We start from the raw sequence: 16597 nt of genomic DNA on the forward strand, positions 1-16597 counted from the left end.
AAGGCCGGGCGCGTGTCACGACAGGACGCGCAGCGCTCGGGGGGCGGTCGTCAGGATGGTCGGCGGTCCGTCCGCGGTGACCACGATCGTGTCCTCGATGCGGACCCCGCCGACGCCGGGCAGGTACACGCCCGGTTCGACGGTCAGCGCCGTTGCGGGCGCGAGCGTAGCAGGCGACCCCTTCCCGACCGCCGGGGCCTCGTGGATGTCCAGCCCCACCCCGTGGCCGGTCCCGTGGACGAAGCGGTCGCCGTACCCGGCGGCCGTGAGGTGTTCGCGACATGCCGCGTCGACGTCCCCGGCCCGGGCGCCGGCGACCGCGGCGGCCCGGCCGGCGGCCTGGGCGGCCTCCACGGCCGCGTACACCTCGCGCAGCCGGTCGTCGAGGTGCCCGAGGGCGACGGTGCGCGTGCAGTCGGCGTGGTAGCCGTCGACCAGCGCGCCGCAGTCGACGGTGAGCACGTCGCCGACCTGAAGGCGCCGGTCGCTGGGCGCGTGGTGGGGCACGGCGGCGTTCGGGCCGCTGGCGACGATGGAGGCGAACGCCACCCCGTCGGCACCCAGGTCGACGAAACGGCGTTCCAGGGCCGTCGCGAGATCGCGTTCGCTGCGTCCGACCGCGACCACCTCGGCGAACAGCCACTCGAGCGCCTCGACGGTGAGGGCGCAGGCGCGGGCGAGCCGGGCGATCTCCGCGTCGTCCTTGACCACGCGCCGCCGCTCGACCAGGGCGCGGGTCGGGCGTACCTCGACACCGGCTGTCTCGCCCTGTTCGACCCAGTCGGTGGCGTCGGCCCAGGCGAGGTGGACGGCTTCGACGCCCAGGCGCTGTCCGCGCTCGCATGCGGCCAGGGCGATCTCCAGCGGAGCGCGGGTCAGCGCGAGGGGCAGGCCGGCGGCCTCGACGGCGGCGCGGTGCTCGTAGCGGCCGTCGGTGACCAGCAGGTCGACGCCCGGCTCGGGACCGATCAGCACCTGCCCGTTGCTGCCCGAGAACCCGCTCAGCCAGCGGACGTTGGCGGGGGCGGTGACCAGCAGCAGGTCGACCCCGGCGCCGGCGAGGTCGGCGCGCAACCGGTCGCGCCGGGACTGGTGGTCGGGTACCGGCAGGTCCGGTCGTGGGCCGGCCGGCTGGGTGCCGGCCTCGTGGACGCCGTGGGCGCCGTGGGCGCCGGTCACGCCGCGCGCCGTTCGAGCAGCGCGACCGCCGCTCGGACGGCGAGCGGATAGCCGGCGGTCCCGAACCCGGCGATGGAGCCGTCGCAGGCGGCCGCGATGACCGAGTGCTGCCGGAACGGCTCGCGGGCGTGGACGTTGGACAGGTGCACCTCGACGGCCGGGACGCTCAACAGTTCCAGCGCGTCGCGGAGTGCGTGGCTGTAGTGGGTCAGCGCCCCCGCGTTGACGACCACCGCGTCGGTCCCGTCGCGACGGGCCGCGTGGACCCGGGCGACCAGTTCGCCCTCGGACTCGTACTGCTCGGCGACGACCTCGGCGCCCAGACCCTGCGCCTCCGCCCGGGCGGCGACCACGACGTCGGCGAGTGTGTCCGTGCCGTAGTGGGCGGGATCGCGCGTCCCGAGCTGGGACAGGTTGGGGCCGTGCAGCAGCAGGATGGACGTCATCGCGGCCTCGTCGCTCGTGTCGCAGCGATGCGCTTTCCTGATGAGCACCGCCAGACGGAACCTTACGTCCGTGGGCGGAGCCTCCTGGACCGGCCCGCCGGGACCGGCCGCCACGCCCCGTTACGAACCTTCGCGAATCTCGCTAGTCACTGCTAGTTTTCCTAGTGACCAGGATGCGAGGTGCCGTCATGCCCGATCCGTTCCGGGACGACCACCCCGCCGGCGGGATCCTGCCGGCGGCCGCCAACCCGTTCCGGCCGGGAGCGGGGAAGGTCCCGCCCGCGTTCGGCGGCCGAATGCAGCCGCTACTGGCGGCCAAGAGCATCGTCGACCGGCTGGCCGTGCCGGCGGACCCGGTCACGATGCCGGTGCTGCGCGGCTTTCGCGGCATGGGCAAGACGGCGCTGATGGCCTACGCCCGCGAGCATGCCGCCGCCGCGGGCACGGTGACCCTGCACATCGAGGCCGACCCGTCCGACACGTCGTTGGCCTCGACGTGTGCCGGCATGGCTCGCGACGCCCGGCCGCTGACCACCGATCTGCCGGCGGCGTTCGCCAAGCGGCTGGCGGCGCTGGACATCACCGGCCGGGTCGAGTTCCACCCGAGCTCGTCCACGGATCCCGGCAGCAACATCGAGGCCCTGCTGCACGACCTGGTCCTGCTCGGTGACGCGCAGCGACGGGGCATCCTGCTCACCGTCGACGAGGCGCACGAGGCCGAGGACCTGCTGCTCAAGCCGCTCGTGCGGGCGCTGCACCGTCACGCGCAGGACGCCCGCGCCTTCGGCGTGATCATCTCCGGGCTGCCGGGTGTGGCCGACACGCTGATGGAGGCCGGGCAGACCTACACCGAGCGCCTCGCGAGCTACGACCTCGGCCTGCTCGACGAGGACGGCTGCGCCGAGGCCCTGCGCCTGCCGTTCGCCGACGACGCCCGCATCGTGGTCACCGATGCCGCCGTCGCGGCCGTCCATGCCGAAGCCGGCGGCTACCCGTGGTTCGTCCAGCTGTGGGGCGCCCACCTGTGGAACTGTCTGCAGCAGGCCGAGGCCGTGACCGTCGACGACGTCGAGCGGGCCCGCCCGAACGTGGAACGGGACACCGGCGCGTTCTATGCGCGTCGCTGGGCACGGGTGCCCGACGGACGCGCCCGCGGGCTGGTGCGGGCGCTCGCCGGTGCGAGCGGCCGGGCGCCGCTGCGGACGCTGCTGGCGGAGCTGGGACTGGAACGCTCCGCCCAGCTGGGTCCGGCCCGCGCCGAACTGATCGACCGCGGACTGGTCTTCGCCCCCTCGCGCGGCTGGCTCGCGTTCACCGTTCCCGGTTTCGACGCCTGGGTTCGCGAACACACCTGAGCCGACGGCCCGACGTGCGTTGCGTGCACGGGCGGCGGGCGGTCGTCGAAGTCGCGGTCGGGTGTTCGTCAACGTGGTGACGGGCCGGACCCGTCCGACGCTCGATCCGCACCGAGCGCCACGACCGCCGAAGGAGCGAAGACATGCATTACCTGGTCCTGCTGCACGACACCGAGGACGCCGCGTCCGTGCCCGGAACCCCCGAGTGGGACGCCGAGGTGGCCGAGTACGCCGCCTTCGGCGAGGAGGCCGGCGACCACATCGCGGGCGGCGAGGCGCTGCAGCCCTCGAAGCAGGGGCTGGTCGTCCGCCATGTCGACGGGGCACCCGTGGTCACCGAAGGCGCCTTCGCGGAGACCGCGGAGGTCGTGGGTGGCTACTACGTGCTGGAGGCCGACGACCTCGACGTCGCACTCGACGTCGCGCGGAAGCTGCCGGCGCTGCGCACCGGCGCCGTGGAGGTCCGGCCCATGGTGGGCTGGTGGCGCCCGGGTGCCACACCCGCGGCGGGCAGCACCCGCTGGCTGGCGTTGCTGCACGGCGCACCGACCGAAGCCGACCGGCCCGGCAGCCCGTCGTGGGAGGCTGCCGAGGCAGCCCACGCGGTGTTCGAGCGCGAACACGACCGGCACCTGATCAGCGGCGCCGCGCTGCAACCGCCCGACACCGCGACCACCCTGCGACGACGCGACGGCGAACTGGTCGTCAGCGACGGACCCTTCGCGGAGACCGCCGAGGTCGTGGGCGGCTACTACGAGTTGTGGGCCGCCGACCGCGAGGAGGCGGTGCGCATCGCCGAACGGATCCCGGTCGGCGCCGGAGCGGTGGAGTTGCGGCCCATCGTCGAGTGGGACACATGAGCGATCCGACGCCACGCGCCGTCACGCGCGCCTTCCGCGAGTCCGCGGCGGGCGCCCTGGCGACGCTGGCGCGGGTCACGGGGAGCCTCGACGCCGCCGAGGACGCGGTGCAGGACGCCTTCGAGGTGGCCGTGCGCGAGTGGCCGAGACGCGGCGTGCCCGACGACCCCGCTGCCTGGATCTTCGTCACGGCCCGCAACCGGTTGCGCGACCGGTGGCGGCGCGAGGCCCGGCGGCCGTTGCGGGAAGCAGCGGCTGCCGGCCCGCCGCCGACGTCGGATCCGGCCGATCCCGCCGGTGCGGCCGACCCGGCTGTTCCGGTCCGCGACGACCTGCTGCGGTTGCTGTTCACCTGCGGCCACCCGGCGATCGGCACGGCCGCGCAGGTCACGCTGATGCTGCGTCTGGTCTGTGCGTTGCCGACGGCGACCATCGCGCGGCTGTTGCTGGAGCCCGAGGCCACCACGGCCCAACGGCTCAGCCGCGCCAAGCGCAAGATCCGTACGGCGGCGATCCCGTTCCGGGTGCCGGACGAGCGTGAAGTGCCGGAGCGACTCCCGCCCGTCCTGAAGGCCATCGAGCTGCTGTTCACCCACGGCTATGCCCCGCAGACCGGGCCGGCGGTGGACACCGACGCCTGCGTGGAGGCGATCCGCCTGGCGCTGCTGCTCGTGGACCTGCTCCCCCAGGAACCGGAGGCGCGGGGGCTCCTGGCGCTGCTGCTGCTGCAGGACAGCCGGCGGACGACCCGCACGGATGCCGACGGTGAGCTGGTGCTGCTCGAGGACCAGGACCGCAGCCGCTGGGACGCGGACCGGATCCGCGCCGGCCGTTCGCAGCTGGAGCGGGCGACGACGCTGCGGCGGCTCGGCCCGTACCAGCTGCAGGCGGCCATCGCCGCCGAGCACGCCCGCGCCCCGAGCTACGCCGCCACCGACTGGGCACGCATCGTCGTCGGCTACGACCAGCTGCTGGAGCACCTTCCCTGCCGGTCGTCGCCCTCAACCGGGCGGTCGCCGTTGCGGAACGCGACGGGCCGGCGGCCGCGCTGGAACTCGTCGACGCGCTGCTGGTCGATCCCCGGCTCGCGCGGAGTCATCGGCTGCCCGCCACCCGGGCACTGCTCTTGGAGCGCCTCGGCCGGTGCACGGAAGCGCGAGCGGAGCTGAACCGCGCGCTGGAGCTGGCCCCGGACGGCGCCGAGCGGCGCCTGCTCAGCCGGCGGCTGGCGGGCCTCGAACCGCACCCCGAGTGACCCCTACAAAGGCCGAAACCCCGTCCCTGGGACGGGGCTTCGACTACCCCCCGCGCGTACTTGCGGAGCAGGAGGATACCGGTCGGGCGACCAGAACAGCCAGAGACGGTGGTGCCAGCACCACTACATCGGGCGTGGACCGCGCAAAAGAGTGGTCGGCCGTCCGCGACGGGGGGACACGGACGACCGACCGTTCGGAAGCCTACGCGCCGGTAACCAGAATGTGAAGCGTTTCCGCCGACGAATCCCGGGCCGGCGGCGACGCCGCCCGCCGAAGGCCACTCGGGCGAGCCGCTCCGCCGGCCGCGGACGCCCCGCGATCCCACTCAGAGACGCCCGGTTCTCGCCGCCGGGGTCACGCGTCAGCCGCCTCGACGTCCTCCGGCGGGGTGGGCACGCCCAGCTCGTCGAGGACGGCGTCGACGTCGGCGCGTTCCGGGGTGATCACGGCCGGCTTCGCCAGCGCGTCGAGCACGACGAAGCGCACACCGCCGGCATCCGCCTTCTTGTCACGGGCGATCGTGGCCCACATCTCGTCGCGGTCCAGCGCCGGCCCGCGCACCGGCAGACCGAGCCGTTCCAGCAGCGCCTCGGCCCGGTCGGCCAGCTCGGCGGGGGTCCGACCCAGCCGCACGCCGAGCCGGAGCGCGACGACGGTGCCGATCGCGACCGCCTCGCCGTGCAGTACCTCGTTGTAGCCGGTCAGCGACTCCACCGCGTGGCCGTAGGTGTGGCCGAGGTTGAGGTGGGCGCGCACGCCGCCCTCCTTCTCGTCGGCCGCCACGACCCGCGCCTTCACGGCAGCCGACCGGCGGACGATCTCCGCGAGCAGCTCCGGGTCGCCGGCGAGGACCTCGTCGGTGCGCTGCTCCAGGAGGTCGAGGAGTTCCGGGTCGGCGATCAGGCCGTACTTGACGACCTCGCCCAGCCCTTCGACGCGGATCCGCTCCGGGAGCGTGGCGAGGACCGCGACGTCGCAGGCGACGGCGACGGGCTGGTGGAAGGCCCCGACGAGGTTCTTGCCCTGCGGCAGGTTGATGCCCGTCTTGCCGCCGATGGCCGCGTCGACCTGAGCCAGCAGGGTCGTGGGGATCTGCAGGACCGGCACGCCGCGGTTCCAGGTGGCGGCCGCGAACCCGGCCGCGTCGCCGACGACCCCACCACCGAGCGCCACGATCAGATCCCGGCGGCTGAGCGGCGCGGACGCGCACGCCTCCCACAGCTCGCGCAGCACGCCCGCCGACTTGGCCGCCTCGCCGTCGGGCACGTCGTAGCGGTGGACTTCCAGCCCGGCCCGCTCGAACACCTCCATGACCGGTGCGACGAGGCCCGCCTCCTCCAGCGGCTCCTGGGTGACGACCATGACCTTGGCGACGCCCTCGGGCAGCGTCACGTGGTCGAGCAGCCGGTCGAGCCAGCCGGTGCCGACCAGGACGGGATAGGCCCGGCCGGCGAGTTCGACCGGGACGAGGACGGGATCCGTCAACGCATCACCTGTTCGTGTTCGGAGGGGGTGAGCACGTCCCCCTGGGCCAGAGCCCATGCCAGGATCTCGTCGACGACCTGCTCTGGTGGCTGCGAGGCGTCGACGGTGAGGTCGGCGACCTCGGCGTAGCGTTGCGCACGGGCGGCATACGTCTGGCGCACCCGCACCTCCAGTTCGTCCGGTGTCCCCAGCAGCGGGCGGTCCGTACTACCGGCCAGCCGCTGGACCAGCACCTCGGGGCTGGCGCGCAGTTCGACCAGCACGCCGGTCATCAGCAGGGACGCGACGTTGTCGTCGCGCAGCACCGCTCCCCCGCCCAGAGCGACGACGAGGTCGTGGAACTTCGCCAGTTCCTCGACGACCTGGCGCTCCAGGTCCCGGAAGCCGGCCTCGCCGTGGGCGGCGAACAGCTCGGGGATGGTGCGGCCCGTCCAGGTGCGCAGTTCCTCGTCCGTGTCGGCGACCCGGCGACCGAGCCGCTCGCCCAGCAGCGCCGCGACCGTGGACTTGCCGGCGCCCATCATCCCGTGCAGCAGGAGGTTGCGGCTCATCATCAGCGGCCGGCCACCTCGTCGAGGTATCCCTGCAGGTTGCGCTTCACCTCGGCCAGCGTGTCCCCGCCGGTCTTCTCCAGCAGCGCGTCGGCCAGCTCGAACGCGACTACCGACTCCAGCACCACGCCGGCCCGCGGGACCGCGCAGGCGTCGGAGCGCTGGGTGATGGCCACCGCCTCGTCGTGGGTGTCGAGGTCGACCGTTCGCAGCGGGCGCGGCAGCGAGGAGATCGGCTTCATCACGACCCGCAGCCGCAGCGGCTGGCCGGTGGACATCCCGGCCTCCAGCCCACCGGCGCGGTCCGACAGGCGGGCGTAGCCGGCCGTGTCGTGGACGATCTCGTCGTGGGCCTGCGAACCGGGCCGGTCCGCCAGCGCGAAGCCGTCGCCGAACTCCACGCCCTTCATGGCCTGCACCGACAGGCACGCGGCCGCCAGGCGGGTGTCGAGCTTGCGGTCCCAGTGCACGTGGCTGCCCAGCCCCGGCGGCAGGCCGTGGGCGATGACCTCGATCGTGCCACCGAGGGTGTCGTTGTCGGCGTGCGCGGCGTCGATGCGCGCCACCATGGCGTCGGCCGTCGGTGGGTGGAAGCAGCGCACCTCGGAGGCGTCGACGGCGTCGAGGTCGTCGGGGCCGGGGCGGGGCGCGTCTTCGGGCACGCGGACGCCGCCGATGTTGACGACGTGGCTGACGACGGTGATGCCGGCCTCGGCGAGCAGCCGCTTCGCGATGGTGCCGACGACCACGCGTGCCGCGGTCTCGCGGGCCGAGGCGCGCTCCAGCGCGTCGCGCACGTCGTCGTAGCCGTACTTGAGCGCGGCGGTCAGGTCGGCGTGTCCGGGCCGGGGCCGGGTGAGGCGACGGCCGCGGCCGGTGTCACGGATGTCGTCGAGGTCCTCGCGCGGCTCGGGGTCCATCGCGTCGACCCACTTCGGCCATTCCGTGTTGCGGATCACGACGGACACGGGCGAGCCGAGGGTGCGGCCGTGGCGGACGCCGCCCAGCACCTCGAGCTCGTCGACCTCGAACGCCATCCGCGGCGAGCGGCCGTGGCCGAGCCGGCGGCGCGCCAACTCGTCGGCCAGCAGCTTGCGCGACATGGTCAGCCCGGCCGGCAGGCCTTCGAGCGTGGCGACCAGCGCGGGGCCGTGGGACTCCCCCGCGGTCAGGTAGCGCAGACGGGGCAACGGACACCTCGGGAACGACACGACGGTCCGGGCAGCCTATCCCCGCGGGCTGCCGACCCCGACGGGCCGGCAGCCAGGCCCGGCATGGGGACGAGCGGCCGCCACGGGCGGCCGCTCGCGTCGTGCCGCGACCGGTGTCAGTTGTTGGAGAAGCTGGTGGTGTTGCGACCCTCTTCGCGCCAGCCGTGGACGGCGAAGTCGTCCTCGGCCACGTCACGGAAGCGCTCGTCGTAGTGGAACGCCCAGCCGCCCTTGCTGTCCATGGTGCGGCACACGATCGAGCCGTAGATGTCGCCCTGCGCGTTCGGGCCCGAGCAGTCGGAGGTCGGCGCGTAGATGCCGGCGGCGATGATCGTGTGGTTGTTGGCCGACACGTTGCCGCTGGCGAGGTAGATCATCAGGCTGATCGCGTCGGGGGTCTTGTCGTTCGGGCCGTCGACGTTCACGCAGGCGACGTTGGAGCAGTCCTTGGTGTTGCCCTGACCCAGTAGGCGCAGCCCTCCCGAGGGGGCGATGTAGATCCGCGTCGGCTCGGTGGTCGGCGTCTCCGGCGCCGCGAGCTTGTGCAGGCCGGCCGGGAAGGTGACGTTGCTGAAGCAGTACGTCTGACCGCGTACGAGAGGGAAGCTGCCGGTGTAGGCGCCGTCGTCACGCCCGAAGCACTCGCCGCCCTCGGCGTAGGCCTGCTCCCCGAGATTGGGCAGGAAGGCCGGCTCCGGCACCGTCTCGACACCCACGTTGACGATGCCCTTGTCGCTGTAGGTCGCGGTGTTGTAACGCATCACCCAGTCGACGGTCGCGTTGCCGCGCAGCACGATCTCCCGGTTGGACCCGACGCGGCCGAGCCTGTTGGTCCCGCCCGTCTGCGTGTACGAGTCGGCGTCGTTGCCACCGCGGAGTTCGATCCGGTAGTCGGCGAACGCCGCGAGGTTGAACAACTGGTACGGGCCGATCGTGGCCTCGACGACGCGGGTCGCGTCGCCGAAGGTGCCCTCGGCCCGGACCTGCCAGCGCATCTCGCCGACCCGGTCGGCGGTCCACGTGGCCGAGCCGCCACCGTCCAACGCAAGGCTGTCGCCCAGCGCGGTCGCCGGGTCCTCCTTGTCGAACGCTGCCAGCTCGGTGAACGCCTGCTGGATGCCGGCGTCCGCCACCTGGATGGCCTGGTTGAAGTCTCGGTCGGCACGTGCCGTCACCTGGCCGGTCCGCACGTCGCTGAACACGACGACGATCAGTCCCCCGACGACGATGGCCGCCAGCAGCACCAGCATCAGCGAGCCGGATTCTTCCTGCTGCAGTCGACGCCCCATCTCAGCTGCTCCTGTAGCGCATGTTGCGGACGGTGATGAAGGTCTCGGCACGAACGGGCGACTGTCCTTCGAGCTGGCGTTCCAGCCGGATGCCGATCTTGTAGGCGTCGGAGTACGCGAGATCGCACTCCTCCTGGGTGACACTCCCGCTGACCGTGCAGATGATCTCCGCGCCGTAGTCGTCGAAGTACGTGAACACCGGCGCGGTGCCGTTGTCGATGTTGGTGACGAGGGTGCGGCGCGGCTGCTCGACGATCTCCACGGTGCCGTTGCCGACGGCGCTGAGGTCGGCGGTCGCCGTGTCCTGAACCAGGAACTGTCCACCGTTCTCGTTGACGACGCGGAAGGCGACGACCTGAACCTGCCGGTCGCGGATCAACTCGGCGCCGATGTGGGTGCCGTAGGACCCGTTGTCGCTGACGTAGAGCGGGTCGGCCGCACGCAGATCGCGACCGACGCGCTGCAGCGCCACCTCGAGCTCGTGGATGGCCATCGTGCGGGCGGTCGTGGTCCGGGCGCTGCTCATGCCGGTGACGATCGCGCTGACCACCACCGAGCCGACCACGCCCAGCAGCACGATGGCGACGAGCAGCTCGACGAGGGTGAAACCCTCCTCTTGCCGTGAGCGGTTCATAGGCAGCTGTTGTCCTGGTCGACCCGGTTGGGCTGGCGAACCGTCAGCTGCGCCGTCTCGATCGGCCCGGCCGACTTGCCGTCCGAGACACGTGAGGCGGTGATGCTGAACTTCGTGCGGTCGTTCTTCTTGAACCCGTGGCTGTCCCCCACCGGGAACGTGACGGAGAACACGGTCCCTGCGGGACTGACCGTGGCCGGGTCCGGCGGCTCCATGGCCTGGACGCGTTGCTCCTTGTTGGCCGTGTACTGCATGCGCACCGAGTAGTCGGTCGGCGTCATGCCCTTCACCAGCACGTCCACCTTGACGGCGCGGTAGAAGCGGCCGTTGGCGTCGAGACAGACCTGGGTCCGGCTGACCAGCGCGTTCGACAGCTCGACCGGTTGCGCGGGGGTGCCTTCGCCGCCGCCCGGCGGCGGCTGCACGACCGGCGGCAGCGGCTCCTGTCCGGTCTCCTCGGGATCGAGGACCTGCGGGAAGGGCGTGCCGCTCCAGAAGGTCGCCGTCGTTGCGCCGGGATAGGGCTCGCCGTTCAGCGTGCCCGTGACGCGGAAGGTCCGCGGCCCGTTGGGGAAGCGATGCTCGGCGGGCAGGGTCACGTTGAACCCGACGAACAGAGCCGGATCCTCCGGGTCGGCCAGCGTGCCGGTCATCGCGATGGTCGCCTTCTGCAGCTCGGGTACCGGTGCGATAACGGGCGGCTCGGCGTCCGGGTCGGAAGCCGGGAAGTAGTGGCCGTCCTTGATGACCCAGTAGGTCAGCTCGGCGGATTGGACGCCGCGGCTGAAGCGCACGATCACGTTGACCGGCTCGGTCGCCGTGTCGACGCGCGGGTCCTCCAGCGTCACCTCGCCGTCTGGCGCCACCAGCGGCATCGGCGAGGGGCCGACCTCGAACTGGATGACGCGCGGCCGCAGGGGGTCGCCCGCCTCCCCGGCGGTGGCGGCGCGCTGGGAGTCGAAGCGCTGGGTGACGGTCTGGCCCATCACCTGCCAGCGCAGGAACGTCGTGAAGTGCTTGATGCCGTCGTTGACCGAGTCCCAGCTGACGTACTGGTAGACCTCGTAGTCGTGGCCGTCCAGGGTCATGACCGGCGGCACGCTGTAGGGCACGAGGTCGCGCCGGGCGGTGCAGGTCGCCGGCGGCGGCGGGCACGACCCGGGCCCTTCCAGCAGCACCAGCTCGCGACCCTCGAAGGTGCCGTCGGCGACGACGAGGCCGGCGGTCACGTCCGCGGGCGCATCCTCCAGTGCCTCCAGTTCGTCCTCGTACAGCGCCGCGTCCTGCCACGGCAGCGCCTGCAGCTCCTCGTGGAGCCGGTTGGCGACGGCGGTGGCCTGCACGCGGCGCTCGTTGTCGACGGCGCTGCGGCCGAAGGTGATCAGCGATCCGGCGGCCGCCGCCAGGATGATGGACAGCAGCGCGAACGCGACCACCAGTTCGATGAGCGTGAGACCGTGCTCGTCCTGGTATCGCCGAGGCGTAGTCGATGACACGTGCGGCTCCCCGACACGATCCGTGGGCCCCTGTGCCCCTCTGCTTGGTTTCGGCGCGCCGGGGGGCCGGCTTGAGCCGCCTACTTCAGAACGCGCTCGTCGAGGCACAGACGGATGATCCCGTCCTCGTGCAGCACGCTCACGCACGGGTCCTCGATGGTCATCAGCACGAACGCGTCCGCGAAGCCCTGGCCCTCGCTGACCTCGTACATCGTGGTGCCGACCTGGATGACCGCGTAGGTGGTCCCGTCGCGCTTCTCCAGCCCGCCCAGCGCGACGACCTGGCCGTCGCAGGTGACCTCGCCGTCCTCGTCGACGGTGCAGCCGCGCTGCCGCTCGTCGTCGGGCGCCGGCTTGCTGCCGTCGTCCGCGTCGCCGTCCTTGCCATCGTCGCCCGTGTCGGCATCGTCGCCGGCGTCGGCGTCGTCACCCGCGTCGGCGTTCGTGTCACCGGACGAGCCGTCGGACGACGCCTTGGCCTGCACGACCGGCGTGAACGGGTCGTGCGAGAGCACCACGTCGACGCCGTCGATGGTCAGGTTGACCGGCTCGGCGGTCGGGTCGATGTCCTCCGTGGCCTCGTCGGCCGGCTCCTCGGTCCCGGTCGCGGCCGGCGCGGCCGGGACGGCGGGTGCGCGGACCCACCACAGGGAGATGCCGAGCGCCACCAGCGCCAGGGCGGCCACGCCGCTGAGTGCGACCACCAGGGTCGAGGGTCGCTTGGTGGGTGCCGCGTGCGCCGCGGTCCGTCGTGTGAGCGCCATCATTCGCCTCCCATGGCCTCGACGCCGACCGTCTCGTCGTCGTCCTGCGGCTGCCCGTCGCCCTCGGCGTCGGGGTCGGCCGCGTCGGGGTCCTCCGTCGGCGCGGCCGGGGCCGGCAGCGACGGGGCGCGGGTGTAGAGCGTCCCGCCGAGGTTGACGGTGAGGACCGGGTACTCGTCCTCGGCCACCGTCACGCTCGTCCACTGCAGGCCGCGCGGGGTGATCGTCGGGTCCTCGATGCGGCGGAAGAAGTCGACCAGCTGGAAGTAGCTGCCTGCGACGGTTGCCGACAGGTCGATGGCGGTCAGCTCCTCCTGGCTGTCCGGCAGCGGGGAGGGCCGCGACGTCGACACGGCGTGGACCGTGACACGGGCGTCCTCGGCGGCACGCTGCACCTGGGCGATGGCCGCCGGCAGCGACGCACTGCCCGGCACGACGGCCGACGCGGCCGCCAGCTCGGCCTCCAGCTCCGGTGCGCGGTCGCGGACGGCCCGGTAGCGCTCGAGCTCCAACTGCAGCTGCAGCTGCCGGTCCTGCTGGGCGACGATCTGCTCCTCGAGGGCGGCCTGTTCCTCGCGCTGCGGCTTGAACATCAGCATCCAGTACATGGCCACGACCAGCACGGCGGCCAGCACGGAGAGCAGGACGGTCTGCCGTCTCATCGGAGTCCCTCCGGAAGTCCCTCGGCGTAGCGGCCGGTCTTGGCGAACGGCGCCAGCTCCCCATCGACGGAGAAGGTGGCGACCTCGGTGCCCTCCTCGTCGTCGAGCGACGACGAGTTGAAGTAGAGGTTGCGGAAGATGGCGACCTTGCCGAGCTCGTGGAGGATCGCCTCCACGCCCGGGGCGTGGGTCTCGACCGTCTTGCCGGTGATCGTGAACGAGCCGACCGACGTGGTCTCCGCCGCCGGGTCGGGCCGCGGCATGTTGATCGTGATCGTCTCCAGCTGCGCGTCGGCCGGCATGACCGAGGCGAGGTCGGAGAGGATCCAGGCCAGCGACACCTCGCCGGCCATCGCTTCGGTCAGCGAGGCGTTGGCCTTCATGCCCAGCTCTTCGAGCTCGCGGTACTCCGACATCTGGGCGACCTCGCCCTGGAGCTCGGCGGTGCGCAGCTCCGCGGCGGCGAGGCGGTCCTCGGCGTCGCGCAGCTGGCCGGTCCCCCACCAGTGGACGCCGCCGACGGCGACCAGGAGTCCGAGGCCGCTGGCCGCCAGGATCCTGCGCTGCTTGGCGGCGCGCGCCTGTTCCCGGGTGACCTGCGGCAGCAGGTTGACGCGAACGCTCACTCCAGACCCCCGAGCGCGAGACCGACGGCGGTGGCGAGGGTCGGCCCGACGTCGTGCAGGTCCTCCTCGCCGTAGACGGTGTCCTTGACGTTCGTACGTGCGAACGGGCTGGCCAGGTCGACCGGCAGGCGCAGGCTGGCGGCCAGCCGCTCCGGCAGGCCTGGCAGCGCGGCCGCGCCGCCGCTCAGCACCACGTAGGACAGCCGGCGTGAGCCGGGCTGGGCGGCGTAGTAGTCCAGCGAGCTGCGGATCTCGTCGATGAAGCGGTCGACCTGCGTGGTCAGCAGTTGGCTGGCCGGGTCGGTGGCGCCCAGCCGGCACTGGCGCTTCTGCTGTTCGGCCTGGTCGCGGTCGAGGTCGAGCCCGCGGGCCAGGGCCTCGGTCAGCGAGTCACCGCCGGTGGCGAGGATGCGCACGAACGTCGGCGTGCCGGCCTCGTGGATGACGAGGCTGGTGACGCCGGCGCCGATGTCGATGACCATCTCGCTGCCCTGCTCGAGCGGCGAGGTGTTGCCGACCGCCCGCAGCACGGCGAAGCAGTTGAGGTCGATGCCGATGGGCTTCAGACCGGCGCGGGTCGCGACCTCCACGTGGGAGGTCAGCATTTCCTTGTGGGCGGCGACCAGCAGCACACGCTGCAGGTGGTCGCCCTCCTCGGTGAACCAGTCCTCGACCGGGTAGACGTCCAGTTCAGCGTCCTCCACGGCGATGGGCAGGTGCTCCTGCGCCTGGTAGCGGATCGACGTGCGCAGCTCCTCGAGCTCCATGTAGGGCAGGTCGATCTGCCGGACGACCACGCGCGGGTTGGCGACGCCCAGCCACACGCGGTCGGTCTTCACCTTGGCGGTGGACAGCAGCTCGCGCAGCGCCGCGGCGGCCGCGGCGGGGTCGAGGACCTCACCGCCGTTGACCACGTCGCCGGGGAGCTCGATACCCCCGAAGTTGGTGACGACGACGCCGGTGCGGCCCTCACGGACCTCGGCGACGGTGATGGTGCGGGTTCCGATGTCGATGCCGACGGCACGTGATGCCATGGATCAGCCGTTCGATCGCTCGGCGTGCACGACGCCGGCCGAGAGGTAGTCGTGGAGGTCCTGCTGCCGCACCCGGTAGTTCTTGCCGACGCGCAGCGCCGGCAGGTCACCGGACCGGATCAGGCGGTAGACGGTCATCGTCGACACGCGCAGGACGTCGGCGACCTCGGCGACCGTGCGCAGTTGCACGGCCCGGTTCCCGTCGTCCATCGCGGTCATCGTCGGCGTCCTGGAGAAGTCAGGGATCGACGAGGCACACCAGCAACTGCAGCCCCATCGACCACACGCGGCCTACGCGCGCGTCATCCGCAACAGTCGGCACGAAGGGCCGTCAGCTTGAGCGTTGGGCTCCAGAACGGCGCTTCAGCGCACGACGGTTCAGAAGCCCAGCACCCGCCGGACGACGTCCGCGCTGCCGGTCGGGGCGAGCACGACGACCAGCGCGCCCATGGCCAGGTAGGGCCCGAACGGGATGCGACTGGCCATCTTCGCTCGCCGTGCCACCAGCAGGACCACGACCACGACGACGGCGCTCAGCATGGTGGCGTACGCGAAGGCGACCAACTGCAGGCCGCCGAGGTAGCCGACCACCAGGCCGATCGAGATGGCGAGCTTCACGTCGCCCATCCCCATGCCCATCTGCCCGCGCAGCAGGCGGAACAGCTCGGCGAACAGGAACATGATGCCGGGCACGACGAGTGCCCAGATGACTGCCCGGCGCAGCTCCGGCCACGCGCCGTCGGCGGCGGCCGAGCCCACGATCAACGGCAGCAGCACCAGCGGGAGCCGCAGCGTGAGCCGGTTCGGGATAATCCGGTGCTCGAGGTCGATGGCGGTGGCGACGACCAACGCCCATACGAACACCAGGAGCGCCGGGAGCAGCGGGTCAGCACCCCAGACGGCCGTCACGGCACCGAACAGCACGGCGGTCATGACCTCCACCACCGTGTAGCGGGCGGAGATCCGGGCGCCGCAGTTGCGGCAGCGTCCCCGGAGCAGCAGCCAGGACACGACGGGAACGTTGTCGCGGGCGCCGATCAGCGCCCCACAGGACGGGCACGACGAGCGCTTCGGCTCCGTGACCGTGCCGCCACGCGGCCAGCGGTGGATCGGCACGTTCGCGAACGAGCCGACGACCAGCCCCATGAGGACCGCGCCGACCACCAACAGCGCATCCACCACGACCACCCCTGCTCACGTGCCTACGGAACCTACTGGCAAGGAGAAGGGGCGGCCCGTAGGCCGCCCCTTCCAGTCCCCTGGGAGAGAGGGGTGAATCAGGTACCGCTGCCACCGGTGCCGGTGGTGGTCCACTGGCCAAGACCGCCAGTGGCCGAGTTGTAGACGACCTGCTCCCCACCGACAGCCGCGTGGACGGCCGTGATGGTGTAGCTAGCGGGCGCTGCCGCCGTACCCGTCCCGACCACCGGGGCGTACGTAAGTGTCACCCCGTCGCTGACGCGCAGGTCGACGTTGGTGGCCGGCGTGATGGTCGTCTCCCCGGCCGTGTTCTGAGTCGCAACGAAGCCGGCGGCCGGGTACGCGCCTGTACGAGTCATGAATGACTCGATCTCGATGGCGGCGTTGCGGGCGTCCGACTCCGCCGATCCGCGCCAAGCGTTCTGACGCTGGTTGAGGAAGACGGGGATGGCGATCGCGGCGAGGATGCCGATGATGATCACCACGACGAGCAGTTCGATGAGGGTGAAGCCCTCTTCGTCCCGCTTCGTGCGGATGGACTCGAGCATG

General features: G+C 72.2%; 17 protein-coding genes and 1 pseudogene. 3 read left to right on the forward strand and 15 right to left on the reverse strand.

The annotated features are described in order from the left end of the window. Positions 1-15 precede the first annotated feature (15 nt). Together ACERM0_RS03000 and ACERM0_RS03005 are read right to left on the reverse strand one after the other, a co-directional pair. Positions 16-1179: a M24 family metallopeptidase gene (locus ACERM0_RS03000; protein ID WP_373677035.1), complete on the reverse strand. Its 1164-nt coding sequence runs from the start codon at positions 1177-1179 to the stop codon at positions 16-18. After that, positions 1176-1625 (reverse strand): type II 3-dehydroquinate dehydratase, encoded by a 450-nt coding sequence (locus tag ACERM0_RS03005; protein ID WP_373677036.1) that lies wholly within the window; start codon positions 1623-1625, stop codon positions 1176-1178. Before ACERM0_RS03005 ends, ACERM0_RS03000 begins: the two co-directional genes overlap by 4 nt. A 188-nt stretch (positions 1626-1813) precedes the next feature. Here ACERM0_RS03005 and ACERM0_RS03010 point away from each other — a divergent pair, with 188 nt between their 5' ends. From ACERM0_RS03010 to ACERM0_RS03020, 3 genes and pseudogenes are all read left to right on the forward strand, one after another. Further along, complete coding sequence (locus ACERM0_RS03010; protein WP_373677037.1) at positions 1814-2980, forward strand: hypothetical protein; 1167 nt, start codon at positions 1814-1816, stop codon at positions 2978-2980. 143 nt (positions 2981-3123) lie between these two features. Then, positions 3124-3840 (forward strand): YciI family protein, encoded by a 717-nt coding sequence (locus tag ACERM0_RS03015; protein ID WP_373677038.1) that lies wholly within the window; start codon positions 3124-3126, stop codon positions 3838-3840. Next, positions 3837-5095: pseudogene (locus ACERM0_RS03020) on the forward strand (RNA polymerase sigma factor). The gene ACERM0_RS03015 and the pseudogene ACERM0_RS03020 overlap by 4 nt, the downstream one beginning before the upstream one ends. A gap of 355 nt (positions 5096-5450) precedes the next feature. Here the strand turns inward: ACERM0_RS03020 and aroB are convergent. From aroB to ACERM0_RS03085, 13 genes are all read right to left on the reverse strand, one after another. Continuing rightward, positions 5451-6581: a 3-dehydroquinate synthase gene (gene aroB / locus ACERM0_RS03025; RefSeq protein ID WP_373677039.1), complete on the reverse strand. Its 1131-nt coding sequence runs from the start codon at positions 6579-6581 to the stop codon at positions 5451-5453. Then, complete coding sequence (locus ACERM0_RS03030) at positions 6578-7132, reverse strand: shikimate kinase (protein ID WP_373677040.1); 555 nt, start codon at positions 7130-7132, stop codon at positions 6578-6580. The genes aroB and ACERM0_RS03030 overlap by 4 nt, the downstream gene beginning before the upstream one ends. A 2-nt stretch (positions 7133-7134) precedes the next feature. After that, positions 7135-8322 carry a chorismate synthase gene (gene aroC / locus ACERM0_RS03035; RefSeq protein ID WP_373677041.1) on the reverse strand — a complete coding sequence of 396 codons (1188 nt, stop codon included), beginning with the start codon at positions 8320-8322 and terminating at the stop codon, positions 7135-7137. A 137-nt stretch (positions 8323-8459) separates the two neighbouring features. After that, positions 8460-9632, reverse strand: coding sequence for a hypothetical protein (locus ACERM0_RS03040; RefSeq protein ID WP_373677042.1), 1173 nt, complete (start codon positions 9630-9632; stop codon positions 8460-8462). A 1-nt stretch (position 9633) separates the two neighbouring features. Further along, positions 9634-10266, reverse strand: a complete 633-nt coding sequence (locus ACERM0_RS03045; protein WP_373677043.1) for a type II secretion system protein J — start codon at positions 10264-10266, stop codon at positions 9634-9636. Then, positions 10263-11762 (reverse strand): prepilin-type N-terminal cleavage/methylation domain-containing protein, encoded by a 1500-nt coding sequence (locus tag ACERM0_RS03050; protein WP_373677044.1) that lies wholly within the window; start codon positions 11760-11762, stop codon positions 10263-10265. The genes ACERM0_RS03045 and ACERM0_RS03050 overlap by 4 nt, the downstream gene beginning before the upstream one ends. Before the next feature lie 80 nt (positions 11763-11842). Next, positions 11843-12466 carry a hypothetical protein gene (locus tag ACERM0_RS03055; protein WP_373677045.1) on the reverse strand — a complete coding sequence of 208 codons (624 nt, stop codon included), beginning with the start codon at positions 12464-12466 and terminating at the stop codon, positions 11843-11845. A gap of 59 nt (positions 12467-12525) precedes the next feature. Then, positions 12526-13188, reverse strand: a complete 663-nt coding sequence (gene gspM, locus ACERM0_RS03060; RefSeq protein ID WP_373677047.1) for a type II secretion system protein GspM — start codon at positions 13186-13188, stop codon at positions 12526-12528. Continuing rightward, positions 13185-13814, reverse strand: coding sequence for a PilN domain-containing protein (locus ACERM0_RS03065; RefSeq protein WP_373677048.1), 630 nt, complete (start codon positions 13812-13814; stop codon positions 13185-13187). Before ACERM0_RS03065 ends, gspM begins: the two co-directional genes overlap by 4 nt. Next, a complete protein-coding gene (gene pilM, locus ACERM0_RS03070) occupies positions 13811-14848 on the reverse strand; it encodes a type IV pilus assembly protein PilM (RefSeq protein ID WP_373677049.1) in 1038 nt (345 codons plus the stop codon). Before pilM ends, ACERM0_RS03065 begins: the two co-directional genes overlap by 4 nt. 3 nt (positions 14849-14851) lie before the next feature. Continuing rightward, a complete protein-coding gene (locus ACERM0_RS03075) occupies positions 14852-15067 on the reverse strand; it encodes a helix-turn-helix domain-containing protein (RefSeq protein WP_373677050.1) in 216 nt (71 codons plus the stop codon). 159 nt (positions 15068-15226) lie between these two features. Then, positions 15227-16027: an A24 family peptidase gene (locus ACERM0_RS03080; RefSeq protein WP_373677051.1), complete on the reverse strand. Its 801-nt coding sequence runs from the start codon at positions 16025-16027 to the stop codon at positions 15227-15229. A gap of 98 nt (positions 16028-16125) precedes the next feature. After that, positions 16126-16596, reverse strand: coding sequence for a type II secretion system protein (locus tag ACERM0_RS03085; protein ID WP_373677052.1), 471 nt, complete (start codon positions 16594-16596; stop codon positions 16126-16128). Position 16597: the final 1 nt, after the last annotated feature.

The sequence above is a fragment of the Egicoccus sp. AB-alg2 genome (genome assembly GCF_041821065.1).
In the GTDB taxonomy this organism is placed as follows: domain Bacteria; phylum Actinomycetota; class Nitriliruptoria; order Nitriliruptorales; family Nitriliruptoraceae; genus Egicoccus.